This window comes from Kitasatospora sp. NPDC022856 (assembly GCF_055561235.1).
This window is the reverse complement of record NZ_JBVHHE010000027.1, coordinates 46,376-72,137: the sequence shown is the minus strand read 5'-3', so window position 1 is coordinate 72,137 and position 25,762 is coordinate 46,376. Positions and strand designations below refer to the sequence as shown.

The 25,762-nt window shown below is 75.5% G+C and carries 21 protein-coding genes and 1 pseudogene; 10 read left to right on the top strand and 12 right to left on the bottom strand.

Going from position 1 to position 25,762, the window contains the following annotated elements; genetic code table 11:
• Nucleotides 1–200: 200 nt before the first annotated feature.
• From ACZ34W_RS28595 to ACZ34W_RS28555, 9 genes and pseudogenes are all read right to left on the bottom strand, one after another.
• On the bottom strand, nucleotides 201–1,082 hold the full coding sequence (locus ACZ34W_RS28595; protein ID WP_465608162.1) for an MOSC domain-containing protein: 882 nt from the start codon (nucleotides 1,080–1,082) through the stop codon (nucleotides 201–203).
• Between the two features lie 622 nt (nucleotides 1,083–1,704).
• Nucleotides 1,705–2,130 (bottom strand): annotated as a pseudogene (locus ACZ34W_RS28590) (DUF6643 family protein); the annotation flags it as partial.
• A gap of 355 nt (nucleotides 2,131–2,485) precedes the next feature.
• Nucleotides 2,486–2,941 carry a large conductance mechanosensitive channel protein MscL gene (gene mscL / locus ACZ34W_RS28585; protein ID WP_329490809.1) on the bottom strand — a complete coding sequence of 152 codons (456 nt, stop codon included), beginning with the start codon at nucleotides 2,939–2,941 and terminating at the stop codon, nucleotides 2,486–2,488.
• A gap of 128 nt (nucleotides 2,942–3,069) precedes the next feature.
• Nucleotides 3,070–4,263: a DegT/DnrJ/EryC1/StrS family aminotransferase gene (locus tag ACZ34W_RS28580; RefSeq protein ID WP_465608160.1), complete on the bottom strand. Its 1,194-nt coding sequence runs from the start codon at nucleotides 4,261–4,263 to the stop codon at nucleotides 3,070–3,072.
• A 130-nt stretch (nucleotides 4,264–4,393) separates the two neighbouring features.
• A complete protein-coding gene (locus ACZ34W_RS28575; protein WP_465608158.1) occupies nucleotides 4,394–5,947 on the bottom strand; it encodes a hypothetical protein in 1,554 nt (517 codons plus the stop codon).
• The gene (locus tag ACZ34W_RS28570) at nucleotides 5,947–7,152 is read right to left on the bottom strand and encodes a GNAT family N-acetyltransferase (protein ID WP_465608156.1); all 1,206 of its coding nucleotides are present in this window, start codon (nucleotides 7,150–7,152) and stop codon (nucleotides 5,947–5,949) included. The genes ACZ34W_RS28575 and ACZ34W_RS28570 overlap by 1 nt, the downstream gene beginning before the upstream one ends.
• 52 nt (nucleotides 7,153–7,204) lie before the next feature.
• On the bottom strand, nucleotides 7,205–8,344 hold the full coding sequence (locus ACZ34W_RS28565; RefSeq protein ID WP_465608154.1) for a glycosyltransferase: 1,140 nt from the start codon (nucleotides 8,342–8,344) through the stop codon (nucleotides 7,205–7,207).
• Entirely contained in the window at nucleotides 8,341–10,269 is a 1,929-nt protein-coding gene (locus ACZ34W_RS28560; RefSeq protein ID WP_465608152.1) for a tyrosine-protein kinase family protein, read from the bottom strand. Before ACZ34W_RS28560 ends, ACZ34W_RS28565 begins: the two co-directional genes overlap by 4 nt.
• Nucleotides 10,270–10,680: 411 nt before the next feature.
• Entirely contained in the window at nucleotides 10,681–11,811 is a 1,131-nt protein-coding gene (locus ACZ34W_RS28555; RefSeq protein WP_465608150.1) for a glycosyltransferase family 4 protein, read from the bottom strand.
• A 300-nt stretch (nucleotides 11,812–12,111) separates the two neighbouring features.
• On the opposite strand from ACZ34W_RS28555, the gene ACZ34W_RS28550 reads away from it, so the two are divergent.
• From ACZ34W_RS28550 to ACZ34W_RS28530, 5 genes are all read left to right on the top strand, one after another.
• Entirely contained in the window at nucleotides 12,112–13,224 is a 1,113-nt protein-coding gene (locus ACZ34W_RS28550; protein ID WP_359808406.1) for a glycosyltransferase family 4 protein, read from the top strand.
• A 169-nt stretch (nucleotides 13,225–13,393) separates the two neighbouring features.
• A complete protein-coding gene (locus ACZ34W_RS28545; protein ID WP_465608147.1) occupies nucleotides 13,394–14,071 on the top strand; it encodes a thiol:disulfide interchange protein DsbA/DsbL in 678 nt (225 codons plus the stop codon).
• 156 nt (nucleotides 14,072–14,227) lie between these two features.
• A complete protein-coding gene (locus ACZ34W_RS28540; RefSeq protein ID WP_465608145.1) occupies nucleotides 14,228–15,133 on the top strand; it encodes an ABC transporter permease in 906 nt (301 codons plus the stop codon).
• Nucleotides 15,123–16,322 (top strand): ABC transporter ATP-binding protein, encoded by a 1,200-nt coding sequence (locus ACZ34W_RS28535; RefSeq protein ID WP_465608143.1) that lies wholly within the window; start codon nucleotides 15,123–15,125, stop codon nucleotides 16,320–16,322. The genes ACZ34W_RS28540 and ACZ34W_RS28535 overlap by 11 nt, the downstream gene beginning before the upstream one ends.
• A 3-nt stretch (nucleotides 16,323–16,325) precedes the next feature.
• Complete coding sequence (locus tag ACZ34W_RS28530; protein WP_465608141.1) at nucleotides 16,326–17,525, top strand: glycosyltransferase family 4 protein; 1,200 nt, start codon at nucleotides 16,326–16,328, stop codon at nucleotides 17,523–17,525.
• Between the two features lie 146 nt (nucleotides 17,526–17,671).
• Here the strand turns inward: ACZ34W_RS28530 and ACZ34W_RS28525 are convergent, their stop codons facing one another.
• The gene (locus ACZ34W_RS28525) at nucleotides 17,672–18,415 is read right to left on the bottom strand and encodes an SAM-dependent methyltransferase (protein WP_329490821.1); all 744 of its coding nucleotides are present in this window, start codon (nucleotides 18,413–18,415) and stop codon (nucleotides 17,672–17,674) included.
• A 25-nt stretch (nucleotides 18,416–18,440) separates the two neighbouring features.
• A complete protein-coding gene (locus ACZ34W_RS28520) occupies nucleotides 18,441–19,580 on the bottom strand; it encodes a glycosyltransferase (RefSeq protein WP_359808398.1) in 1,140 nt (379 codons plus the stop codon).
• A 57-nt stretch (nucleotides 19,581–19,637) separates the two neighbouring features.
• Between ACZ34W_RS28520 and ACZ34W_RS28515 the strand changes: the two genes are divergently transcribed.
• On the top strand, nucleotides 19,638–20,408 hold the full coding sequence (locus ACZ34W_RS28515) for a glutamate racemase (RefSeq protein WP_465608138.1): 771 nt from the start codon (nucleotides 19,638–19,640) through the stop codon (nucleotides 20,406–20,408).
• Nucleotides 20,409–20,662: 254 nt separating this feature from the next.
• Here the strand turns inward: ACZ34W_RS28515 and ACZ34W_RS28510 are convergent, their stop codons facing one another.
• The gene (locus tag ACZ34W_RS28510) at nucleotides 20,663–21,871 is read right to left on the bottom strand and encodes a polysaccharide deacetylase family protein (RefSeq protein WP_465608136.1); all 1,209 of its coding nucleotides are present in this window, start codon (nucleotides 21,869–21,871) and stop codon (nucleotides 20,663–20,665) included.
• 400 nt (nucleotides 21,872–22,271) lie between these two features.
• On the opposite strand from ACZ34W_RS28510, the gene ACZ34W_RS28505 reads away from it, so the two are divergent.
• The 4 genes from ACZ34W_RS28505 (at nucleotide 22,272) to ACZ34W_RS28490 (ending at nucleotide 25,742) form a co-directional block, all read left to right on the top strand.
• A complete protein-coding gene (locus tag ACZ34W_RS28505; RefSeq protein WP_329490825.1) occupies nucleotides 22,272–22,496 on the top strand; it encodes a hypothetical protein in 225 nt (74 codons plus the stop codon).
• Between the two features lie 373 nt (nucleotides 22,497–22,869).
• Nucleotides 22,870–23,721, top strand: coding sequence for a polysaccharide deacetylase family protein (locus ACZ34W_RS28500; protein ID WP_465608134.1), 852 nt, complete (start codon nucleotides 22,870–22,872; stop codon nucleotides 23,719–23,721).
• Nucleotides 23,714–24,925 carry a glycosyltransferase gene (locus ACZ34W_RS28495; RefSeq protein WP_465608132.1) on the top strand — a complete coding sequence of 404 codons (1,212 nt, stop codon included), beginning with the start codon at nucleotides 23,714–23,716 and terminating at the stop codon, nucleotides 24,923–24,925. Before ACZ34W_RS28500 ends, ACZ34W_RS28495 begins: the two co-directional genes overlap by 8 nt.
• Before the next feature lie 43 nt (nucleotides 24,926–24,968).
• Nucleotides 24,969–25,742: a sugar transferase gene (locus tag ACZ34W_RS28490; RefSeq protein ID WP_465608130.1), complete on the top strand. Its 774-nt coding sequence runs from the start codon at nucleotides 24,969–24,971 to the stop codon at nucleotides 25,740–25,742.
• The last annotated feature ends 20 nt before the right edge of the window (nucleotides 25,743–25,762 follow it).

Here is a 25,762-nt window from a genome sequence, read left to right as displayed (position 1 = left end):
CGTGTCCGGCGACGGCGCATCCGGGGCGCGGAGCGGCGCCCGGGGCGGCGACAGGGCGGTGTACGGAGGGCCGTTCGTGGCCAAGGCCGGGGCGCCCGGGCCCCTGGAGGGGCCGGCCCACCGGGCGACGGCCGCGCGGACCGCGGGTCCGCCGGCGGCGCGGGCGGGAGGGGCGCCCGCCGCTCGCGGGCGCCCCCGGCTCACACCCGTTCGTCCGCCGGCCAGTGCGCGCCGCCCTCCAGTAGCTCGACCTCGTCGCCGAGCCGGAGCGTGCCGAGCACGTCGCCCCCGACGCCGGCCGGGCGCTCGGGGATCAGGTTCTGCCCGAACGAGGCCTTCTTCAGCAGCCGGTGGTGCCGGGCCAGGGTGCGCAGCGGCTCGGGACCGCGCCGCTCGCCGCTCTCCTGGTCGGTGGTGGTGACCACGCAGCGCCCGCACGGCTTGACCACCTTGAAGGTCAACTCGCCGATCCGGATCCGGCGCCAGGCGTCCTCGGCCCACGGCTCGCTGCCGGAGACGACCACGTTGGGGCGGAACCGGGCCATCGGGAGCACCTCGTGGCCCTCCTGGTGCTCCTGTGCGATCAGCGCGTTGAGCCGGTCCAGCGAAGCGGTGGTGGTGAGCAGCAGCGGGAAGCCGTCGGCCATCGAGACGGTGTCGCCGGGCCCGCCGAACTTCGGGTCGACCGGGCGGGCCCGGGGGTCGTCCAGGTGCACCAGCCGGTAGTCGCCATTCAGCTGCTCGGCGATCCAGAGCTGGGCTTCCTTGGCGGCCTCGGCGGCGTGGAACCGGGTGCCCCAGACCTCGACCTCGGCGAGCGGGTCGCCGGCGGCGGCGCCGGGCGCCGGAACCTCGATCCGGGAGCCGCCGGGAGCGGTCAGCACCAGCGTGCCGTCGGCGGCCGGTTCGGCGCGGATCAGACCGACGGCGGTGTCGTCGCGCTGGCTGACGAAGCGCCCGGTGGCGTCCACCAGCATCCAGCGCCGGTCGCCGGCCAGCCCCCACGGCTCGACCTGGGCATGTTCGGGGCTCAGGCGGTACATCGACTTGACGGGGTGGATGTGGAGTCCGGTGAGCAGCATCCCCCCATCCTGCCAGCTCCCCCCGGGAGCCCGGCGTCCTGCCCTCCGCGGCCGCCCGGGGCCGGAACGCGCACGGACCGCCCGGACGCCGTGGGGTGGCGGTCCGGGCGGTCCGTGGATGACCCGTTTCTCCGTACGCCCGGCGCGGGATGACGTCGGGATCGTGCTCAGGTGCTGCGGGCGGGGGCCGGGTGGGGCCGGCCGGGGGTGTCGGTCAGTAGCCCTGCCCCTGGGGCTGGTAGCCCTGCTGGAACTGGGCGGGCTCGCCGTACGGGCCCGGACGCTGCGGCTGCATCGGGCGGACCGGAGCGACCGGGGTGACGGCCGGGCGCAGCTGCGCGCCGCCGAACCCCTGCTCGCCGCCCTGGCCCTGGAAGCCGCCACCGTTCTGGCCCGGGGCGCCGAAGGACTGCTGGCCGCCGAAGCTCTGCTGCCCGCCGAAGCTCTGCGGGCCACCGTGCGGCTGACCGCCGCCGTGCGGCTGGCCGCCGAAGGAGCCGGGCGCGCCCATCGGCTGCGCGCCGAAGGTCTGCTGGCCGCCCTGGCCGGCCCCGACGAAGGTGTTCTGGCCGCCGAAGCTCTGGCCGCCGGAGGGCTGGAAGGCGCCGCCGCCGGTGGCCTGCGAGAAGCCGGGGGCGGGGGCCTGCGGCCGCTGTGCGGACAGGTACGGCTGGGGGGCGCCGTAGCCGGGGGCGGGCGGCTGGGGCGCGGAGGCGTACGCCGGTGCGGGCTGCGCCGGGATGTACGCCGTGGTGGGGCCGGCGGAGGGAGCGCTGCTCGGGCCGGGGCCCAGGGCGAGGCGCGCGGGCGGCAGCGCGGGGAGGTTGCTGCCGGGGGTGTCGTACCCGGTCGCGTACCGGTTCTCGTAGGACTGGCCGAGGCTTGATACGTAACCGGACGACAGTGCCGGCGGCAGGGCGGCCGGCACGTTGATGGGCGCGATCTGCGGGACACCGCGCTCTGCGACGAGGCTGTCGTAGATGGGCGTGCCGGAGGAGAAGGACGGAGGGGGGTAGCCGACTCCGTCGTAGGAGCGGGGCGAGGTCATGGGCCATACGGTAAGCCCACAATGCGCCTGCTGAGGAGAGTGGGAGGGCGAGCAGTTCGAGTGTTTACACAGTCTTCGCTCGCACAAAAGTTTCGAAAGTGCGAAGAACGGACATTCCGGCGACGACTTCCGGCCAGCTTCGGACCGGGGTGCGCGGTCGAACAGAGCCCGGACTGGGCTGGTGAAGCCCCGTGCGGTGACGGGCCGGTGGACGGTCCCGGGCCGGGCGAAGAAACTTTTGCGGTCAGGGCGTGCGCCGGCACATTCAAGCCCCCGCCGACTGCGCGGCGAGGGCTCGTGAATGTTTCGGGGATAAAGTCACGGTGAGAGCCGCCGGGCGTGGCAGAACCCGAGGTCAGCGCACCTGGAGCGGCTCCGCCACGGACTGCGCCGGGAAGCCCGGCCGACCGGCCACCTCGGAGGTGCAGAACGAGCAGCGCACCGCCGCCGCCGGGATCGGGCTCAGGCACTCCGGGCAGTCCGCCTTGGCCACCGGGGCGGGCTTGGCGCCGTCCAGCCGGGCCTGCAGCCGGCCGACCGGGACCACCACGATGAAGTAGATCACCGCGGCCACCAGCACGAAGCTGATCAGCGCGTTCACGAAGACGCCGTACGGGAAGTTCGTCCCGGCCACCGCGAAGGTCTTCTGCGTGAAGTCGCCGACGGCGCCGCTCGCGACCCCGATGAGCGGGGTGAGGAACGCCGTGACGAACCCGGTGACGACAGCGGTGAACGCCGCACCGATGACGATGCCGACCGCGAGGTCCACGACGTTTCCGCGCAGCAGGAAGCTGCGGAATCCCTTGAGCACCGGGTGACTCCAAATCCGTACGGGGGAGGGTGAGATGGGGCCGCGGGCCCCGGCCGGACATCCTGCCGACCGGGCGGGGCCGCGGTCCAACCGCGTTCACCCGATCCGCCTAACGGGACGCGGCCCGGTCAGGCGGCGCGCAGACGCTCCGCGTACGGCTGGATCCGGACTACCGCTCCGGCGATCCGGCGTACCGTGGGCGCGTCCATCTGGGTCCAGAGCGGCACCGTCAGCACCGAGTCCGCCAGCCGGTCGGTCAGCGGGAGCGACTCGGCCTGGCCGAGGTGGGCGTAGGCCCGCTGGCGCTGCACCGGCGGGTGGAAGTAGCGGCGCGAGTCGATGCCCTCCGCCCTGAGCGCGTCGGCGAGTTGGCGCGCGCTGAGCCCGAACGCCGCGGCGTCCAGGACGAGCGTGAGGTCCTTGAAGGTGGACACGTCGCCGTCCTCCGGCAGGGCCAGCCGCAGCCCCGGCAGTCCGGCGGTCACGGCGGCGAACTCGGCGACGAGTGTGCCCCGGTGGACCACCCGTTCGGGCAGCCCGGCCAGCCAGTTGAGACCGACGGCGGCGTGCAGCTCGCTCATTCGGGCATTCAGGCCGGGGAACAGCGTGTCGTAGTCGCCCGGGTTGCCGTAGTCGCGGGCGGTGCGCAGCCGTCCGGCGAGCGCGGCGTCCCGGGTGGCGACCAGGCCGCCCTCACCGGCCACCGCGACCTTGGTGGGGCTCATCGAGAACACCTCGGCGTAGCCGAAGTTGCCGATCGGCACACCGCGGCGGCTGCTGCCGAAGCCGTGCGCGGAGTCGTACACCAGCGGCACGCCGGCCGCGTCGGCGACCTCCTGGAGGCGCTCCACCTGGCAGGGCGTGCCGTACACGTGGGTGGCCATCAGCGCGGCCGGGCGGTCGGCGGCGGCGAGCCGGGCGGCGGCGTCCTCGGGGTCCAGGGTGATGTCGCGCTCACGGGCCTCGGCGAACACCGGGGTGCCGCCGGCCCAGTGCGCGGCGTGGGCGGTGGCGGAGAAGGTGAAGCCGGGCATCACCACCGGCCGGCCGTCGGCCACACCGGCCGCCTGGAGCACCAGCATCAGGCCGGCGGTGCAGTTGGAGACGGCCACCACGTGCGGCACGTCCAGCAGTTCGGCGGCGGCCTCCTCCAGCTCGGCGACGGTGCGGCCGTTGGTCAGTTGCCCGCTGTCCAGGACGGCGCCGAGCCGCTCCAGCAGGGTGGCGCGGTCCGGGACCTGGACGCGGGTGAGCGGGAGCCCCTCCGGGAAGGCGGGCGTGCCGCCGAGGGCGGCGGGCAGGGCAAGGGTGTCGGTGGTCATCAGATACCTCCGTGGGTAGTCCGGTGCTCGCCAGTGGCGGGGGAGTGCGAACGGGCGCTGGTGTCCGCGAGGTCGGCGGAGCCCTGGAACCGGGCGCCGGGACGGGCCGGAGCCGGGGCGGGGGGAGGTGTCAGGACGCGGTGGGTCCCCCTCGGGACGGCGCCGCCTCCCCGGGCTCCCGTCCGCCGAGCCGGACGGGGTGGGGCCCGGGCGGCGGCCGCTGGCCGCCCCACTGCCCCGGCGCCACCCGCCAGACCGGCGGCGGCCGGCGCTCGGCGGCCCCCCGGGCGGCGGTGGAGGCGGCCGGGACGACCAGCAGGACCAGCACCAGGGGCAGTACCTGGACGCGTTCGCGGGACAGGATGCCCATGTTGTTGATGGTCGAGAAGGCCCAGCAGAACAGCAGCGTGTAGACGGTGGTGAAGGCGACGTAGGACCGCTGCACGAAGAGCCGCGGCACTCTGCTGAGCTGCGGCCAGCTCCGGATGAACATCACCAGCAGGGCGAAGCACTCCACCGACTGGATCAGGTTCTGGATGTTCGAGGCCTCGAAGGGGAAGGGCCGGAAGAGCACGCTGACCACGGCGACCGGCAGCCCGGCCGGATTCAGGCTGAACCGCGGCGCGGCGTCCTCCGGGGCGGTCGCGCTGATCATCGAGTTGCCCTGGCTGGTGCGCCGCGAGGTCTCCGAGAGCACCTGGTTGACGGCGTCGCCGCCGGTGCCGTCGGTACCGAAGAAGGTCGAGACCTGTTGCAGCATCAGCACCGCCATCGCGCCGAGCACCACGGCGGTCAGGATGGTCCGCAGCGGTCCGAGCGCGCTGGCCTGCCGCGGCCGCTTGCGCAGCACGTAGGCGACCAGCAGGCCGGCTCCGGCGAGCGCGGTGACGTGCGGGCGGACCACCGCGGTGCCGACCGAGCCGAGCGCGATGCAGGCGAAGGCGCCGAACCGGCGGTCCAGCAGCCGGGCGGTCCCGTAGGTGGTCAGGCCCAGGCAGAACATCATCCAGGCGTCCTTGCCGATGCTGGACGGCCAGAACAGCAGCGAGGGCAGGAAGAAGACCAGCTTGGCGTACTTGCGGCTGTCCGCCTCGGGGAAGGCGATCTGCAGGGCCCGCCAGAACAGCAGCAGTCCCCAGAAGCCCAGCCAGGAGAAGACCAGGAAGCCACCGATCAGCGACGGCCCGGTGATCGCGTAGACCACCCCGGTGACGATGATGACGAACCCGGTGCCGGCGACCTTCATCCCGAGGTCGTAGTGCACGCCGGCCAGCAGGTCGGCCTGCCCCAGGTAGGTGGCGAGCTCGGTGCCCTTCTGGTGGTACATCTTGGCGTCGGCCGCGCCGCCGTACAGCACGAAGGCCATCAGGTAGCGGGGGAAGGCGCAGAGCAGCTTGGCGGTCATGGCCAGCATCAGCAGCCGGAACACGTCCCGCTCGGGGTTGGCGGCGGCGATCCGGGCCAGGACCGGGGTGCCGACGGCCATCAGCACCGGCAGGACCAGCAGCGCGCCCCAGGTGTCGTACGAGGTGTGCACCATGGCGACGACGAAGAGCGTGACGTAGGCCGTCACCAGGGTGGCGGCGACGGCGGACGGCCAGGGCACCCGGGCCCGGACGGCCGCGACGGCGGACGGCCGGGACGTGCGGCCCGGCACGGCCCGGGCCGGAGCCGGCCGGGGCATCAGAAGACCTCCAGGTCACCGAGGGTGAACCGCCAGTCGGGCAGGGTCAGTGCGGTCCGGCCGGTCGGGGTGCGCGCGGCGAGCGTCATCCCGGTGCGGGGGGCCCGTAGGAAGCCGGAGCGCAGCGCCGCGGCGGCGGCCTCGGTGCCGGGGGAGAGGTGCGTGGCGACGTGGTCGCAGCCGGACTCGCGGGCGGCGGCGCGCAGCAGCCGGGTGGCGCTGTCCCGGTCGCCGGGGCGGACCAGGACGTCGGCGAGGGTGAACTCGGCGAGCGGGCCGCGGCGTCGGGGCCGGCCGACGGCCAGGCCGGTCAGCTCGCCGCCCCGGTGGCAGGTGAGGACGCGGTAGTCCAGGCCGGGGGCCTCGCCGTAGCGCCAGCGCAGGAACTCCGGGGTGCGGAGCACGGCGAGGCGGGGGTCGGCGCGGTCGGCGGCGGCCCGCTCGCGCAGCAGTTCGGCCAGCGGGCCGTCGGCTCCGACCATCGGGTCGCCGGCGGAGCCTCCGGAGGAGCCGGTGGCCGCGTCGGGAGCGGCCCGGCCGGCGGTCCGGTTCTGGCGGTCGGCGGTGGTCGGGCCGTCGGGAGCGGCCCGGTCGGCGGTCCGGGGCGGGTCGGGGAGCGTCACGCGGTCGGCGAACCACGACCGGGCGGTGGGCAGCCCGCAGGCCGGTGGCGCGGCCGCACCGGCCGGGGTGCGGGCCAGCGCCGCCCGCACTCCGCGGGCGAACGCGGCCGGGCGGACCGGGCGCAGGGCCACCGGTACCCGGCCGAGTTCCTGCCAGCCCATCTTCCGGTACCCGGGCAGGCTGTTCCCGTTGGGCGTGTTGAAGACCAACTCGGCCTCACCGGCGACCTGTCCGAGCAGGTCCAGGGTGAGCCGGCGGAAGATCCCGCGGCCCTGGAAGTCCGGGTGGGTCGCGGTGTCCACCGGCCGGACGGCGGTGACGGTACGGCCGGTGGAGCCCTCGTGCCACTGCCAGCGCAGGAACAGCCGCACCCCCGCGAGCCGCCCCTGCGGGGTCTCGGCGACCAGGCCGGGGCTGGCGCCGAAGGGCCCCAGCCGGTGCTTCCAGCCGAAGAAGTCGGCGGTGCGGGTGCCGGTGGGGCCGCCGGCCAGGGAGGCGGTCAGCAGGTCGAGCACCGCGGGGAGGTCGTCCTCCGCGAGCGGGCGGAACGTCAGCTCGGCAGGGGCGGGCAGGGCACTCACGTCCGGACTCGCTCTCCGTTCGGTGGTAGCAGCCTTCGGGGGACCAGGGGGCTCAGCGCCGCAGCACCTTCTCGTACACCGCCTCCACGGCCCGCTGGGCGCCCGCGACGTCGAAGCGGGCGGAGCGCTCCCGCGCCGCCGCCCCGAGGCGTTCCCGCAGCTCCGGGTCGTCGGCCAGCCGGCCGAGCGCGGCGGCCAGGGCGACCGGGTCACCGGGCTCCACCAGGAAGCCCTGCTCGCCGTCGTCGAGCACCTCCGGCATGCCGCCGACCCGGGTGACCACGGCCGGCAGGCCGCTCGTCATCGCCTCCATCAGGGCGACCGGCAGGCCTTCCTGACGGGAACTCAGGGCGAAGACGTCCAGTCCCGGCAGCAGCGCGGGGACGTCCGGGCGGGAGCCGGTGAACAGCACGCTGTCGGTCACCCCCAGCTCGGCGGCCCGGGCCCGCAGCCGCTCGTCCAGCGGCCCGGCGCCGATCACCACCAGCCGGGCCGGCGGTCGGACACGGCACAGCTCGGCATGGGCGGCGAGCAGCGTGGACTGGTCCTTCTTCGGTGTCAGGTTGCCGACCGTGCCGACCACGAACGCGTCCTGCGGCAGGCCGAGTCCGGCCCGCGCGGCGGCCCGGGCGGCCGGTCCCTGCGGGGCGCCGGCCAGGTCCGGGCCGTGGTGCACCACGTGCACCCAGGCACCGGGCCGGCGGCGCGAGGCCGGAATGGTCCGCTCGACGGCGAGCGAGACGGCGATCACCGCGTCGTTGCGACGGTAGGTCAGCGCGTTGGCCCAGCGGGTGGCCGGGCGGTAGCGGTCCCAGACGTTGTGCTCGGTGTGGACCAGGCGCGGCGCGCCCCCGCCGCCGAGCCCGTACGACAGCAGCCGGGCGGCGGTGGCCGGGACGGGCATGTGGGTGTGCACCAGGCCGTAGCGGCGGTCGGCGAGCAGGCGGCGCAGCCGCAGCGGCCAGCGCGGGTCGGCCCGGCCGGGCGCGCCCGGCACGCCGCCCAGGCAGTGCACCCGCACCCCGGCCTCGGTGAGCGCGGGGGCGAGCGCGTCCTTCCAGGGCAGTACGTAGGCGACCTCGACCTCGTAGCGCGAAGCGTCCACCTGGCGCGCGCAGTTGAGCAGCAGCTGCTCGGCGCCCCCGCGGCCGAGGCCCTTGGCCAGCCAGAGCACCCGGGTGCGTCCGGTCACCGCTCCTCCGCCTCGCGCAGCAGGGCCGGCTCGCCCGGGTCGCCGCCGACCGCACCGGCCTTGGGGCCGTGGCCGTTGACGCCCGGACCGGCGTCGGGGCGCGTCCGGCCCGGTCCGGCGGCGTCACGCCGGGCCCAGCTCGGCGCCGCCCGGTCGGAACCCCGCTGGGTGCCCCACTCGGCACCCCGCTCGGTGCCCCGGTCCGCGCCCCGGTCCGCACTCCGGTTCGCGCCCCACTCGGGCCCCCGGTCCCGACCCCGCTCCAGGGCCCGGTCGGGGGCCCGGTCCACTGCCGGCGCGGCCGGGCGCGGCAGGGTGGACGGGGCGGCCCGGCCGCCCGGTGCCGCCGGTCCGCCGACCGTCCCGGTGCGCCGGCGCCGTCCGCCCGGGCCGAAGCTGGCGAGCAGCGCCACCCCGGCCACCGGCACCCCGGTCCGGGAGAGCAACTCGGCGACCCGATCCGCCTGTTCGGGGGTCACATTGCCGCTGCGCACGGTGACCAGCACCGCGTCGGCGTGCTGGACCAGGTCGTAAGCGTCGTTGGCGTGCAGCAGCGGCGAGGTGTCCACCAGGATCACGTCGGCGTGGCGGCGGGCCCGGCGCAGGACTTCGGCGGCGCGCAGCACCAGTGCGGCCGGGTAGGCGGTGGTGTTGCCGCCGGTGATCAGCGAGACGCCCGCCACGTTGGTCGGCCGGATCAGGTCGTCCAGCTCGCCGAGCCGCTCACCGCTGAGCAGCTCGGCCATCCCCGGACCGCCGCCCACGCCGAGGTGGGCGTGCAGCTGCGGGTGGCGGAAGTCGCAGTCCAGGACGAGCACTTCGCGACCGGTCTCGGCGAGCGCGGCGGCCAGGTTGGCGACGGTGGTGGTCCGTCCGTCCCCGCTGCCGCCGGAGGCCACCAGCACCACGGGTGCCGGATCGGCGTGCCGGCGCGGGGCGGGCTCGGCGCGCTCCCACTCGGCGGGCCCGGCGGCCGAGCGGCCGAGCGCGTCCGGCCCGGTGAGCAGCAGGGTGGAGCGCAGCGAGCGGTACGCCTCGGCGGCCGGGTCCGAGGGGCGGGCCCGGACCAGCGGTTCGCGCAGCCGCCGCAGCCGGCGGGAGAGTTGCGGCACCTCGCCGATCACCGGCAGGTTGAAGCCCTCCTCGACGGCGTTGCGGGTGCGCAGCCGGGTGTCCATCCGGCTGAGCATCAGCGCGGCGACCACGCCGAGGCCGAGGCCGAGCGCGACCGCCAGGCCCAGCCGGACGTTCCGGCTGGGTGAGGAGAGCAGGTTGCCGGCGTTCTGCCGGGCGTCGATGCTGCCCCACTGCTGGATGGCGTCGGTCTGGGCGCCGTTCTGCAGCTTGCTGATGGCGGTCAGCGTGGCGGTCAGCGAGGTGGACGCGGCGGTCAGCTTGGGCTGGAGCTTCGGCTGGTCGCCGGCCGAGGAGCGGTTGAACTGCTGCTGGATGTCGTCGAGTTGCTTCTGCTGGGCGTCCGCCTGCGCCTGCAGCTTCCGGACCGTCTCGGCGGCGCTCTTGGCGGACTCGTCGCTGAAGCCCTTGATGATCGCGGCCGAGTAGGCGGCCGCGAGGTCGGAACAGGACTGCTGGGTCGGCCCGGTGGTGGCGATCGAGAGCATCTGGGCGCTGTCGGCCGTCACGGTCCGGCGGGCGATCACGGCGGCGGCGTCGCCGATGCCGAGCTGGTGGGCCGCCGCCGTCGCGACGTCCGAACCCTGCGCGTACGAGAGCACCTGGTCGGCCCGCACGGTGTCGCCGGCCCCCGCGACCGGCGTGATGGCGACCTTGCACTTCCATTTGGCGTTGTCCACCGTGTCACCGGTGGGGGTCAGCAGCCAGCCGACGACGAGTGCGGCGAGCGTGCAGCCGACGAGCAGCCGCCAGTACCGCCGCAGGACGGTGAAGTGGTTTGCCGGTTCCACCGGTGGGATCCCCTCGCGTTCGTGGTGCGGTGGTGCTGGTGAGCTCCCCTCGGGAGCGCGGCGGTCCGGGTGCTGCTGCCTCTGTCTGTCCTGCGCCACGCTCTCGGCCCGGTGGAATCCCTCGCCCGATGTCGCAACTCGCCCCCTGACGAACCGCTGCCCGACCCGCCCCCCTGACGGCTCGCTCCCCGCCGACCCGCGCCCGGCGGCGCAGCGGTGCCGGGCCCGGCCGGCCCGGTCGGGGCCGCGCCCCCGCCCACGCCGGGCCACGCCCACGCCGGCCACGCACGCCGCGCACCGGCCGCCGGTCATCCTGCGATGCTTGCCGAGCCCCGACGTGCGGCGCAACCGCTTTGGCGATACTGGGACCGCCCGATGACCGGGACGGCGCCCGGGACCGACGGGATCCCGTCAGATCGTGCGCAGGCGCAGGGAGCGCTCGTAGAACCCGACCATCTGCGCCGACACCTGGTGCAGGGTGAACGAGGTGAGGAACCGCGCCCGCGCCGACTTCGCCCGCACCCGGGCCGAGGCCCGGTCCTGCACCGTGTCGACCAGCGCGGCCGCCAGCGCGGCCGGCTGCTCCGCCGGCACCAGCCGGGCGTAGTCCTCCGAGCCCACCGTCTCGCGCAGCGCCGGCACGTCCGCGCAGACCAGCGGCACGCCGACGCCCATCGCCTCCATCGCCGCGCTGCCCAGCCCCTCCCAGCGGGACGGCACGGCGAACGCGTCGGACGCGGCCATCAGGTCGAAGACGTCGCCGCGCGGCCCGAGGAAGCGCACACCGCCCGCCGCCTCGGCGAGGGCCGTGAGCCGGGCCGTCTCGGTGCCCGCGCTGCCGGCCAGCAGCAGCACCGCGTCCGGCTCCGCCCGCAGGACCGCCGGCCAGGCCTCCAACAGCACGTCCAGGCCCTTCTGGTACTGCTGGCGGGCTGCCGCGAGCACCACCGGCGCGTCCTGCGGCAGGCCCAGCGCGGCCCGGACGGCGGCTCGCCGCTCCGGGGTGACGGTGCCCAGCAGCTCCGGGTCCCGCCCGCGCGGCACCACGTCGATCCGCTCCCGCGGCACCCGCAGCCGCTGCGCCATCGCGCCCGCGACGTGCCTGGTGAGGGCGTGGAACCGGCGGGTGCCCTGGGCGGTCACGGCGTCCACCGTCTGGGCGGCCCGCACCTTCCAGGGGCTGAGGCCGCGCGCGTTGAGGTGCTCCGGCCCGTACGCCGAGTTCACCAGGCTGGAGACCACCGGCGTACGCGCCGACAGCGCGGCGGCGCGGCCGAGGACGTCCGACTCGTACAGCGTGGTGTGGACGAGGTCCGGGCGGCGTTCGCGGACCAGCCCGCGCAGCGCGGCGAGCGTCCGCCCCCGGGTGGTCCGGCCGACGCCGAAGACATCGGCCCCCGCTCCGGTCAGCTCCGGCTGGAAGCCCCCGGGCGAGTCCTTGAGGTACGCGACGTCCAGCTTCACCCCGGACCGCACCAGTTGGGGGGCCATCGCCACCAGGCCCTGCTCGGCCCCGCCGACCCGGCTCACGCTGTCGATCACATAGAGCACATGCACAGGCCAACCCCCGCCCTCCGGGGCGCGGCCGGTCTCCCGTGCCGGTCGGCACCCTGACTGCCGATCAGCATCGCAGGTGGCGCCGCCCGCCCGCCAGGTATTCGGCCAGGAGCCTCCCGCCGCCCCGGGCGGTCGGGGGCGCGCACCGGGGCGCGCGCCCGACGCCGGCGGCGTACGACGGCACCCGACCGGCGCCCGACAGGGGTAACCGCGCTGGCGCGCGGGCCACCGCCGGGTTGTGCGAAGGGGCTGCCCCGGACGTCCCCCTGTGCCAAGGTCGTTCCCATGCCCGACGCGACACCGGCGAAGACGGCCGGAACCCGCCCCCGCATCCTGCACGTGATCACCGACCCGCGCCGCCGCGGCGCCCAGAACCTCGCCCGGGACCTGCACCGGGAACTGCGCCGCCGCGGCCAGGCCTCCGCCCTGCGGGCCCTCGCCCCGCACCCCGACGCGGCCCCCGACGCACCCGACACCCTCGCCACCACCGTGCTCGGCCGCGCCCGGCTGCACCCCGCCACCCTGCTCGCGCTCCGCGCCGCCGCGCGCACCGCCGACGTGGTCGTCGCGCACGGCTCCGCCACCCTCCCCGCCTGCGCCCTCGCCCTGGCCGGCACCCGCACGCCGTTCGTCTACGTCTCCATCGGCGACCCCCGGCACTGGACGGCGAGCCCGCTGCGCCGGCTGCGCACCGGCGCCCTGCTGCACCGCGCGGCCGCCGTCACCGCGCTCGCCGACGAGGCCCGCACCCTGCTGCAGGAGCGCTTCAGGCTGCCCGCCGGCAAGGTCCGCACCATCCCCAACGCCCGCGCCGCCGACGGCTACCCGCCCGCCGGGAGCGAGCGCGAGCGGCGCGCGGCCCGGCAGGCGCTCGGCCTGCCCGCCGAGGGGCTGCTGGTCGCCTGGATCGGCGCGATCGCCCCGGAGAAGCGGCTCGACCTCGCCCTCGACGCGCTCGACCGGCTCCCCGACGTCCGCCTCGCGGTGGCCGGCGACGGCCCGCAGCGCGCCGCCCTGGAACGGCACCCGGCCGCCGCCCGGGCCCAGTTCCTCGGGACCCTCGCCGACCCGGCCCCGCTCTACCGGGCCGCCGACGCCCTGCTGCTCACCAGCGACAGCGAGGGCGTCCCCGGCGTCCTGATCGAGTCGGCGCTGGCCGGGCTGCCCGCCGTCGCCACCGACGTCGGCTGGGTCCGCTCGGTGGTCCGCGACGGCGCCACCGGCGCGCTGGTCGCCCCCGGGGACCCGGTCGCGCTCGCCGAGGCGCTGGCCAAGGTGCTGGCCGGCGACCGGACGGCGCTCGGCGCGGCCGCCCGGGAGCACGTGCTGGCGCACTGCGAACTCGGCGTGGTGGCCGACGCCTGGCAGCGGCTCTTCACCGACCTCTGCGGCCGCTGACCCGCGCGGACGGCAGGCGCCGGCCCCGGGCCGGTCCGCCGGTGCGGACGCCGTCCGCACCGCCGTCCGCACCGGCCCCCGGGCCGGGCTGCGCCGATCGGGCGAATCGCGGCCCGGCCCCCTCGGGGCGAGTGGCCGTCGACGATCCGTCACCGCCACACTGCCCGGTGTGAAATCGCTGCTGAGGTCCACCGTCCTGCTCGCCGTCGCGACCGGGATCGCCGCGTCCCCCGTCCAGGCCGGCGCGGCCACCACCCACCAACCGTCCCGCGAGGGCTCCCAGTCCGTCCGCGTCGACCAGCTGAAGCCGGTGCGCGAGAGCGCCCGCACCGAGGCCGTCGAGTTCTTCTGGTACGACTGCGGCCACTCCCAGCAGCTGGAGCAGCCGCTCCAGGCCTGGGCCGAGAAGCACCGCTCCGACGTCAACCTGCGCCGGGTGCCCGCGATCTGGCCGGGCAGCCCCGAGGAGCGCACGCAGCGCGGCCACGCGCGGCTCTACTACACCCTGGAGCGCCTCGGCCTGGTCGAGCGCCTCCAGACCAGTGCCTTCCGCGCCGTCCACACCGACGACAAGGACCTCACCACCGAGGACGCCACCACCGACTGGGCGGTGCGCCAGGGCGTCGACGAGCGGACCTTCCGGGACGCCTACCGCTCCGCCGACGTGCGGCGGGCCGTCGACGACGCCGCCGCGATGTTCGTCCAGAACAAGATCAACGAGCTGCCCACGGTGATCGTCCAGGGCGAGGAGCGCACCACGCCGACCCGGGCCGGCGGTGTCTCGGCGATGCCCGACGCCCTCGACCGGCTGGTCGAGCAGGACCAGCAGCGCCACCCCCGCGGCTGACCCCTCTCCCGACCGACCGATCCCCTTCACCGAACCGACCCCCGGCGACCACACTCTGTGCCAGAGTGGACGCCGGGCCGCGCCGCCGGGATCGAGAACTGCCGTGGTGGCGGGCCCACTTCTCGATACCGGCGGTACCGGAGAGGGCAGGGGTCCGTGGGGGGACAACGCGCGCAGCTCGTCGACGAGCGCGACAGCCAGACATCGGCCGCGTCGTGGCGGCCCGCGGTCGCCGACGGACCGCCACCCGACCTGGTCTTCAAACGACGGCTGCGCCCCGCGCAGGTGGCCCGGGAGCTGTGGGGCGCGCGGGAGCTGGTGCGGGCCCTGGCCGAGCGCGACCTGCGCGCCCGCTACAAGCAGGCGGTGCTCGGCTTCGCCTGGGCGGTGCTGACCCCGCTGGCGCTCTGCGCCATCTTCACCCTGGTGTTCCACCGCGCCGTGAAGATCGACACCGGCGCGGTGTCCTACCCGCTCTTCGCCTACGTCGGCCTGATCGTCTGGCAGTTCTTCAGCAACACGATGAACCAGGGTGCGCTGAGCCTGGCCAACAACCTCAGCCTGCTGAACAAGGTCTACTGCCCGCGCGAGGTCTTCCCGCTGGCCACCATGCTGGTCGCCAGCGTGGACATGGTGATCGGCGTCGGTGTGCTCGGCCTGCTCTTCCTGATCTTCTGGACCGCCCCGACCGTCACCTTCCTCTGGGTGCTGCCGCTGCTGCTCATCCAGTTCGCCTTCACCTACGGCGTCGCGCTGATCCTCTCGGTCGCCGTGGTCTACCTGCGCGACGTCCGCCACCTGCTGCCGATCATCACGCAGATGGGCGTCTTCGCCACCCCCGTCGCGTACCCGCTGGCGCAGATCCCGCAGCGCCTCCAGGAGATCTACGTCGGCTTCAACCCGCTGGGCGCCGTCATCGAGGGCTACCGCGGCGCCCTGCTGTACGGCGACGCGCCGGACGTCACGCTCACCTCGATCGCCGCGGCCTCCTCGCTGGTGTTCCTGGTCGGCGGCTACCTGCTGTTCAAGAAGCTGGAGACGGGGATCGCCGATGTCGCCTAGCCCGACGCACCCCCTGGGGACCATCCGCACCGACCGGGTGTGGAAGCGCTTCAAGGCCGACCAGCAGCGGATGCTGCTGCGCGACAAGGTCGACTCGATGGCCCGTCGGCTCCGCGGTGAGAAGGGCGAGGAGTGGCGCTGGGCGCTGCGCGACATCAGCCTGCACATCGAGCCGGGCGAGTCGGTCGGTCTGATCGGCTCCAACGGCTCCGGCAAGTCCACGCTGCTGAAGATGCTGACCCGGGTGATGTACCCGTACGGCGGCGTGATCGACGTGCGCGGCCGGATCGGCGCCCTCATCGAGATCAGGGCCGGCATCCACCCCGACCTGACGGGCCGGGAGAACATCTACCTGTTCGGAGCGTTGCTCGGCCTGCGCCGCCGCGAGGTGGCCGGCCGCTTCGACGACATCGTGGAGTTCGCCCGGCTCGGCGGTGCGATCGACCGGCAGGTGAAGTTCTACTCCTCCGGCATGCAGATGCGCCTCGGTTTCGCCGTCGCCGCCTACCTGGAGCCCCATGTGCTGCTGGTGGACGAGGTGTTGGCGGTCGGCGACGCCGTGTTCCAGCAGCGCTGCCTGGACCGGATGCGCGAGGTGGCCGAGCAGGGCACCACCATCGTCTTCGTCTCCCACGACCTGCCCGCCGTCGAGTCCATCTGCCGGCGCGGGATCTGGCTGGAGCAGGGTTCGGTGCGGGTGGACGCGGGCATCAAGGAGGCCATGGCGGGCTACCGGGACTCCATCGAGGCGCAGTCGGAGTCCGGCGGTCGCACCGGCGAACCGCTGCGACTGCTCAAGCACGCCGTCCGGGGCGAGGACCGCGACAGCCTGACCACCGACGAGCCGATGACGGTCGAACTGACCCTCGGCGGCGACTACCGGGGGGACGCCACCCTGCACCTGGGCGTCAGCGAGGGCACCTCCAGTCCGATCTTCCAGATCGGCCACGAAGTCCGGCTCACCGGGGAGGACCACCAGGTCGCCTGCGTGATCCCCCGGCTGCCGCTGCCGCGCGGCCGCTACACGCTCTGGGCCGGCGTCTACAGCATCGGCCGGACCGACGGCGGTACCCTGATGAGCTGGCACTCGGTCGGCCAGTTCGACGTGTTCGGACCGATGCTGGACTCGCCGCCGCGCGCGGTGGTGCTGGCCGCGCCGGTGTTCGTCCCGCACCACTGGGAGGAGTGACCCGTGAGCCCGGTCCGGGTGCTGGTCCACCTCAACAACCTCGCCCTGGGCGGCGCCCAGCTCAACGCGGTCGACATCGCCCGCACCCTGCGCGACCGCGGCCACGATCCGGTGCTGTTCGCCCAGGGGGTCGCGGGCCCGGCCCCGCTGCTCGACGTCGCGGCCGGCCACGGCCTGGACGTGGTGGTCGCGGGCGGGCCCGACACCCCGCGCGCGGACGTCCGCCGCCGGCTCGGGCGGCTGGCCGCCGAGCACGGCAGCCAGCTGCTGCACGCCTGGGAGGTCCGGGCGGCGCGCAACTCCTACTTCGGGCCCGGGCGTTACGGCCGTCTGCCGCTGGTCACCACGTTCTACGGGATCCGGATGCTGCGCGGCCTGCCCCGGCACCAGCCGCTGGTGCTCGGCCTCGGCGCCCTGCTGGGGGACGGCCGGGCCTTCGGGCACCAGGACGTCAGCCTGATCGAGCCGCCGGTCAACACCGCCACCGACGCGCCGGGCCGGGGGGACGGCGCCGCGTTCCGTCGTGAACACGGCATCCGGGACGACGAGTTGCTGCTCGCGATCGTCACCCGGCTGGTCCCCGCGCTGGAGAAGGACGCCGGCGCCGAGCTCACCGTCGAAGCCGTCCGGCAGCTCGACGACCCGCGGGTGCGGCTGGTCGTCGTCGGCGCCGGCCCCAGCCTGGAGCGGCTGCGCACCCGCGCCGCCTCGGCCAATGCCGCGCTCGGCCGCCAAGCCGTCCTGGTGCCGGGGCAGTTGGCCGACCCGCGGCCGGCCTACGACGCCGCCGACATCGTGCTCGGCATGGGCGGTTCGGCGCTGCGCGGCCTGGCCTTCGCCAAACCGGTCGTCGTCCACGGCGCGGCAGGCTACACCGCCGTCCACGAGCCGGGCCCGCTGGTCGAACCGCACGCCTCGCGCTGCATGTACGGCTTCGGCGACGGCTCGCGCGGGCCCGATCCGCTGGTGGACCAGCTCCGCGGGCTGCTCGACGACCCGGACCGCCGGGCGCGGCTGGGCGCCTGGGGCCGGGAGTGGGTGGACGGGCGGTTCTCGCTGGACGGCGTCACCACCGCCTTCGAGGACCTGTACGCCCGGGTGCTGGCCCGCCCGGCGCGGGTGACCGGCTGGCTGAAGGACCTGGAGCAGATGACCAGGTACGAGTTCACCAAGCCGGCCGCCCTGCGGTTGCTGGGGCGGTGACCCAGGCGGGCCCGCCCGCCCGCCGGTCTGTCCGGCGCCGCGTGGTCCGGCTCGGGCCCGCCCGCCGCCCTGCGGTTGCCGGGCGGTGATACCGGCAGACCCGCCCGCCGGTCTGTCCGGTGCCGGGCGGACCGCCGGCCGGACGGCTAGCGACGCAGCAGCAGGGTGACGAAGCCCAGCGTCCCCCGGTAGCCGTGCAGCCACTCGGCGCGGTGCCGGTCCACGGCTTCGCGGGCGGCCGCCGCGTCCTGGTGGTCCGGGTTGTCCAGCGCCCACTGGGCGAGCGAGCCCGTCCAGGAGAACTCGTAGTCGTCCCACTCCTGGAGGCTGCTGACGTAGCCGTACACCGGGGTCCAGCCCTCCGCGATCACCCGGTCCGTGGTGGTCGCCAGGTCCGCGAACTCGTCCCGGGTCGCGCCCAGGCCGTCCAGCGCGGCCTGGGTGGGCTCGCGTTCCCAGAAGCCGTCGCCGACCATGACCAGGCCGCCCGGCGCCAGGTGCTCGCGGGCCGCCGCGAGCGTCGGCAGCAGCCCGCCGAAGGCGTGTGTCGCCCCGATGTTCAGCACCAGGTCGAACGGCTCCCGCGAGCTGAACTCCTCCGCGCTCTGGTGGTGCAGGCCGAGCCGGCGCTCCACGCCGAGCGCCTCCGCGGTCTGCCGGGCCCGGGTGAGGGCCGCGGCGTCGAGGTCCACCCCGACCGCCTGCCAGTGCGGGCGCGCGGTCAACGCCCGGACCAGCCAGCCGCCTTCCCCGCAGCCGAGGTCCAGGGCCCGGCCGGCGTCGGTGTGTTCGGTGGCCCGGGCCAGCAGCCGGGCCACCGACTCGTCGGTGATCGGCGCGGCGATGGGGTGGTGGACATGGGCGAGGCGGGAGATTGTCTGACGGTCCATTTGATCATTGTGGACCACGTCGCGCTCAGTACGTGCGGCCTTTCCAGGCCGCCCCGCGGCCGCGCCAGTGCTGCACCGCCGAGTCGACCGTCATCAGCAGGTACAGCGACGCCGTGAACGGCAGCAGCAACGCGGCCGGCGCCGGCTGCCGGTAGTAGCGCAGCATCGGGAGGAAGGTCCCCGTCATCAGGGCCCAGGCCGCGCCGCCCGCCGCGGCCACCGCGCCGTGCCCGGCGGCCAGCCCGGCGACGGTGGCCACCGGCGGCACCAGGTAGACCAGCGTCAGCCCCAGCACCGTCCCGGCCAGCAGGAGCGGGGAGTGCCGCAGCTGGGCGTAGGCGCTGCGCGAGACCATCCGCCACAGCTGGGCGAGCCGGGGATAGGGGCGGACGCTGTCCACCCGCTCGGCCAGTCCGAGCCAGATCCGGCCGCCGGCCGCCTTCACCGCACGGGCCAGCGACACGTCGTCGATCACCGCGCCCCGGATCGCCGCCACCCCGCCCGCGCGCTCCAGCGCCTCCCGCCGCACCAGCGAGCAGCCGCCCGCCGCGGCGGCCGTCCGGGCTCCGGGCCGGTTGCTGCGGCGGAACGGGTACAGCTGGGCGAAGAAGTAGACGAAGGCCGGCACGATCAGGCGCTCCCAGCCGGTCTCCACCCGCAGCCGGGCCATCTGGGAGACGAGGTCCCGCCGGTCGCTCTCGGCGGCGGCCACCAACTCGGCGAGCGAGTCCGGGCCGTGCGCGATGTCCGCGTCGGTGAGCAGCAGGTACTCGACGTCCGGGCCGGCCAGCTCCACCCCGTGCCGCAGCGCCCACAGCTTGCCGGTCCAGCCGGGCGGCAGCGGGGGAGGGGTGGTGACGGTCAGTTCCAGGCCCCCGGGCCCGGCGAGCGCGGCCGCCAGCGCTCCGGTGCCGTCCGAGCTGTGGTCGTCCACCAGGATCACCCGGGCCCGCCCCGGGTACTTCTGCGCGAGCAGGCCCGGCAGGCTGAGCGGCAGCACCTCCGCCTCGTCCCGGGCCGGCACCACCACCGCGACCTGCGGCCAGCGGACCGGTGGCCGGCGGGGCGGCAGCCGCACGTCGGTGCGCCAGAACAGCCCGTGGCAGCAGGCCAGCCAGAGCCAGACCAGCAGGGAGAGGACGGCGATCCACAGCAGGACGGTCACCCGGGCAGTCTGCCGCACCCGGGGCCCGCCACGGGGTATCGACTAGAGTCTTGCCCTGTGAAGATCGCACTGATGGACTCGGGAATCGGCCTGCTGGCCGCCGCCGCCGTGCTTCGGAACCTGCGCCCGGACGTCGATCTGGTGCTCTCCTCCGACCCGGCCTCCATGCCCTGGGGCCCGCGGACACCCGAGCAGATCACGGCCCTCGCGCTGGGCTGCGCGCGGGCGGCGGCGGCCCTCGAACCGGACGCGCTGGTGATCGCCTGCAACACCGCCTCCGTCCACGCGCTCGCCGCGCTCCGCGCCGAGCTGGAGCCCGCGCTGCCGGTCATCGCCACCGTGCCGGCCATCAAGCCGGCCGCGGCCCTCGGCGGACCGGTCGCGATCTGGGCCACCCCGGCCACCACCGGCAGCGCCTACCAGCGCGCTCTGATCCGGGACTTCGCCGGACCGGCAGCCGTCACCGAGGTCGCCTGTCCGGGCCTGGCGGACGCCATCGAGCACGGTGACGACGCCGCGATCGACGCGGCCGTCGCCGACGCGGCGGCCCGCACGCCGGCCGGCACGGCGGCCCTCGTCCTCGGCTGCACCCACTACGAGCTGGTCGCCGACCGCATCCGCGCGGCCGTCGCGCCCACCGCCGCCGCCCACCTCACCCTGCACGGCTCCGCCGACGCCGTGGTGGCCCAGGCCCTGCGCCGGGTCGCCGACCCCACCCGCCGGGGCACCGGCACCCTCACCGTCCTCCACGCGGGCCGCAGCGCCGCCCTCCCGCCCGCCGTGCTCCTCTACTCGCAGGGCCTCGACCTCACCGCCCCGGCCGCCTGATCCGAACGGCCGCCGCGGCGGCCCGGCTGTCGACCCCTCACGCGCGGACCGCGCAGGGAGCCGCTACGTGATGGCTCCGCCGGCCCGGCCGTCGACCCTTGGCTTGGTACTGCGTGTACAGAAGGTCGGCGCGGGACAAGGCCCGCCGGCCGGTCCACCGTCGGCGCTCGGCTCGCCCCCCTCGCCCCCTCGCTGCGGAGCCGGCGATGCACGGGACGTCGGACCGGCCGACGCACCGCGCACCGCCGCCGCCGTTACGCCACGGCCTGGCCGCGCCAGCGCCGGTAGGCCGGTTCGAGTCCGGAGAGGATGGTGTCGAAGCGGCGCGTGTTGGTGGTGGAGTCGACCTGGAGCCGGCTGATCTGCAGCGGGTGGTCGGGAAGGCGCGGGCCCAGGCGGTGGTCGGAGAGGAACCCGAGCCGGTACCCCAGCTCCTGGAGGACGGTTTCGGCGCGCGGGTCGTGCCCTCCGTCGGGATAGGCGAAGGCGATCGGCGGCTCGCCCAGCCAGCGGGTGAGCGCCTCGTGCGCCCCGGTGATCTCGGCCCGGACGGTGACGTCGTCGCAGCGTCCGAGACAGGGGTGCCCCTGGGTGTGGTTGCCGATGGCGACGCCGCCCGCGCGCAGGGCGATCAGGTCGGCGGGGGTGAGCTGTTCCTGCCGGGGCGGTCGCCGGTCCGCGCTCACCCGCAGCTCCTGGAGGCTGCGCCGCCGGTCGGGGTCGGGCATGGCCTTGAGCCGGCGCAGCACCTGGGAGGGGTGCCCGCAGTCCAGCGAGCGGGCGCGCCCGCCGTGCCGGGCCAGGAAGTCGGCCTCGTGCCACCAGAACGGTTTCTCCGTGCCGATCAGCTCGGAGATGACGAAGGCGGCGGCCGGGATGCGCCGGTCGTTGAGCGCCGGCAGGGCGTGCGTGAGCACGCTGCGGTCGGCGTCGTCGAAGGTGACCAGCACACTGCGGGCGGGCAGCGGCCGCCGCTCGGCGACGGCCTGCTGGACGGCCGCCAGCGAGACGGGGGTGGCGAGTCTTCGGAGCCGGTCGAGCTGGGCGCCGAAGGACCGCGGATCGGTCACGCCGTGGTAGGCGAGCACGGCGAGCCGCTGCGCGGCCCGGGCCCGGAACAGCGGTTGGACGGGGGCGAAGCGCAACCAGTCGCCCCGCCCCTCGGGGCGGTCGGCCGCGGTCGGCGCGGCGTGCCGGCGGGCGGCCTGCCGTCCGCGCGGCAGCGGTTGGGGGACCGCCGCGACCGCGGGGGCCGTCGCCGGCCGGCCCGGTGCGGGCGGCGCGGTCACGGACTGCGTGGTCACCGGTGGTGCGGCCGCCGAGTGCCCGGTGGCCCGTCGCCGAGCGGCCGGCTGCCCGGCGGCCGCCTGCGGCAACGAGCGCACGTGGGCGCTCGGCAGGGTGCTGATGACGGACCCGATCCGGGCCATGGAGGTCGACGTCGTGGACTTGGACTGCGGCACGGTTCCCCCTCGGTCGCCGGTGCGGCGTGGCGGTACCGCCGGAGGTTGGAGCCCGGCCTCCGACTCCAGGGCACGGCGGCTCCGCCCCCTGGTGTTTTCCGGTCCTCGGCGGGGACTCCCAACCCGCACCGCGGACGGCTCCTGGATCGCTCAATGTAGTGGAGACAGATGTGCCCGGTGGATGGTTGTACCGGACAGCCGAGGAATTTTCGCGGGCCGAAAACAGGCGCCTCCGGGCGTACGCCGGAGCAGCGGCAGCGCCCGTGACCGGGCGGGACCCCGTTGCGGAGAGTAGTCGAGGTATCGCTTCCTGCGGGCTGCCTCCCGGGCCGCTCCGGGGTACCTTGGCCTCATGGCAGATGCGGAACGTGATCATTTGCACCCTCATGGGGCGACCAGGATGGCCCGCGTGTGGAGCGGTGGCGCGCTGGTCACCCACCAGCTCCCGCTGGCCGTGGTCGGTCTGGCCTGTCTGGCGCTCGGCATCGTGGTCGCCGTGGCGGTTCCGGACAGTGACGGCCCCGCGTGGGCGATGGCCGTGGCCGGCTGCCTCGCGGCCGGGGTGCTGCTGCTCGGCCGGATCGCGTTCGCCCTGCTCCGGTACCGGCGCGGCGCCACCCTCTGAGGCACCGGCCCACGGACCCGCGTCGTCCTCGGCGCAGGCCCGGGCCCCGGAAGGCGGCGGGCGGCGCCTCCCGGGTCGCCCGGCCCGTGGCCCGGGTCCGTGGCCCGGTCCGTAGCCCCGCCGCGCGGCCGTGACGTCCTGACCGGCCCGTGAGCCGCCCCGGCCGCCACCGGCCGTCACCTGAACGGGCGAGCGAGCCCGACCGGTCGGATCGGCCGGTTTCGGCCCATCTGCCTACGCCTTCTCGCTTCTTTCACAATTCCGGGCCATCAGCCCCACAGTTCCCCCTACTGTGATTTCCGTCCGGCAGCCAACTGCGCCGGATGCGAGGCCACTTGACGGCGCCGGGGAGGGCGTCGCAGAGGGGGGAGCAATGAGCGGCACCGCCGCGCCCGGAGCACCCGAGGCGGCCGGACCGGCCGGAGGCATCCGCACCAGGGTCAAACGCCAGCTGGCCCGCAGGGTCGGGGCCCGGCCCGGCGAGGGCGCCACCGTCCTGATCTACCACCGCGTCGGCGGCGACAGCCCCGACGAGCTCGACGTCAGCACCGCCGACTTCACCGCCCAGGCCGACCTGCTCGCCGAGCTGCCGCCGGGCCGGGTGGTCTCCCTCGACGAGGCCGTGGACCGGATCGAGGCCGGCCGCCGCACCCCCGCCACCGTACTCACCTTCGACGACGGCTTCGCCGACGTGTACGACAACGCCTGGCCGCTGCTGCGCGACCGCGCCCTTCCGTTCACCGTCTACCTCGCCAGCGGCCACGTCGGCGGTGAGATGCGCTGGGAGGGGTCGACCGCCAGGGCCACGGGCGCCCCCGCGCTCAGCTGGGAGCAGCTGCGCGAGATGACCGCCTCCGGCCTGTGCACCGTCGCCAACCACACCCGCAGCCACGCCCGCCCCGAGCTGCTCACCACCGCCGAGCTGGACGCCTGCAACGACGACGTCGAGCAGCACCTCGGCGTCCGCCCCCGGCACTACGCCTACACCTGGGGCGTCCCGGTGCCCCACATGGAGCCGGCCCTGCGCGCCAGGTTCCGTACCGCCGCCACCGGCGAGGTCGGCCGCAACGCGCCCGGCGTCGACCCGGTCCGGCTGCGCCGGGTGCCCGTCCGCCGTACCGACCCGATCGACTTCTTCCGCGCCAAGCTCTACGGCCGGCTGATCCCCGAGCGCGCCTACGCCCGGATCGTCGCCACCGCGAAGGCGGTGGGCGCCCGTGCCTGACCCCACCCCGATACCCGCCACCGCGGCCGCCGGACCCGCCCCGCGGCTGCGCGGCCCCGGCGGCCGACCGCTGCGCGTCGCCCACCTCACCACCGTCGACATGAGCCTGCACCTCCTGCTCGCCACCGAACTCAAGGTGGACCTGGAGGCCGGCTTCGACACGTACGGCATCAGCGCGCCCGGCCCGTACGTGTCCGAGATCGAGGCGATCGGCGTCCGGCACGAGCCGCTGCACGCCCTGACCCGGTCCTGGCGGCCGCGCGCCGACGCCGCCGCCGCCCGCGAGCTGCTCGCCGTGCTCGACCGGCTGCGACCCGACGTCCTGCACACCCACAACCCCAAGACCGGCGTCCTCGGCCGCGTGCTCGGGCGGCTGGCCCGGGTCCCGGTCGTCGTCAACACCTGCCACGGTCTCTGGGCGCAGGCCCACGACCCGCTCGCCAAGCGGGCGTTCGTCCTCGGCGCGGAGGCCTTCGCCGCCCGCTTCTCGCACGCCGAGCTGTACCAGAACGGCGAGGACCGCCGCACCCTGGCCCGGGCCGTCCCGGGCCGCCGCTCACGGGTCGTGGGCAACGGCGTGGACCTCACCCGTTTCGCGACCGCCCCCGGCGACCGGGCCCGCGCCAGGGCCGGGCTGCGCGCCGAACTCGGCGTCGGCCCGGACGAACTGCTGGTCGGCGGCGTCGGCCGCAGGGTCGCCGAGAAGGGCATCCGCGAGTACGCGGAAGCGGCCCGCGCGCTGGCCGGCAAGGCCCGGTTCGTCTGGATCGGTCCCGACGACCCGGACAAGCCCGACGCCCACGGCGCCGAGTCCGGCGTCGAGTTCCCCGGCCCGCGCGGCGACATGCCCGCGGTGTACGCGGCCCTCGACGTCTTCGTCCTCCCCTCCTACCGGGAGGGGTTCTCCCGCTCCGCCATGGAGGCCGCCGCCGGCGGCCTGCCGATGGTGCTCAGCGACATCCGCGGCTGCCGCGAGATCGGCACCCACGACGAGCACCTGCTCCTCGCCCCGCCCGGGGACGCCCGGGCCCTCACCAGCGCGCTGGACCGGCTCCTCTCCGAACCCGGCCTGCGCGAACGGCTCGGCGCCGCGGCACGGCGCCGAGCCACGGCCCACTTCGACCAGCGCGCCGTCGCCGGGGTCTCGCTGGAGACCTACGCGGCCGTCGCCCGCGCCAAGGCACTGCCCTGGACGGTCGACTGAACCCACGCACTCCCACCAGACCGCATCAGGGGGAAGGACCGTCATGAAGCGAGGGGGGGACCTCGCGGTCACCGTCCTGGCCGGGATCGTCGCGATTCCGCTGGGCCTGCTGATCGCCCTGCTGATCCGCTGCACGACAGGCGGACCGGTGCTCTTCCGCCAGACCAGGACCGGATGGCACGGGAAGGAGTTCGAGATCCTCAAGTTCCGCACCATGCGGGACAAACGCTTTCCCGAGGAGCCGGACGCTCCCCGGATCACCTGGCTCGGTGACCTGCTCCGCAAGACCAGCCTGGACGAGCTGCCGCAGCTGTGGAACGTGGCCCGCGGCGAGATGGGGGTGATCGGGCCCCGGCCCACCCTGCCCGAACAGGTCGTCCACTACTCCCGCCGCCAGCGCGGCCGGCTCGACGTCCGGCCCGGCCTCACCGGCTGGGCCCAGGTCCGGGGCCGCAACTCCCTCACCTGGCCCGAGCGGATCGAACTCGACCTCTGGTACGTCGAGCACCGCTCCCTCCGGGTGGACCTGCGCATCCTCGCGCTCACCGTCGGCGTGCTGCTGCGCCCCAGCGGGATCACCGCCGCCGGCGGCGTCAACCCCGGCTTCCCGGCGCCCGCCGAGCCGCTGACCGCCGGCCCGGCGGCCGCCGGCCACGAGAGCGCCGGCCACCAGCCCGTCTCCCACCAGCCGGTCGGCTCCGCCGGCAGGCCCGCCGACCCCGGCGTCCGGCCGCTCACCACGATCAGCCTGCCCCGGCAGGCCACCGCGCCCCGGCTGGCGCAGCCCGTCCGGACCACCGTCGAGGAGGTGTCCTGATCCCCGAAGCGGGCAGGATG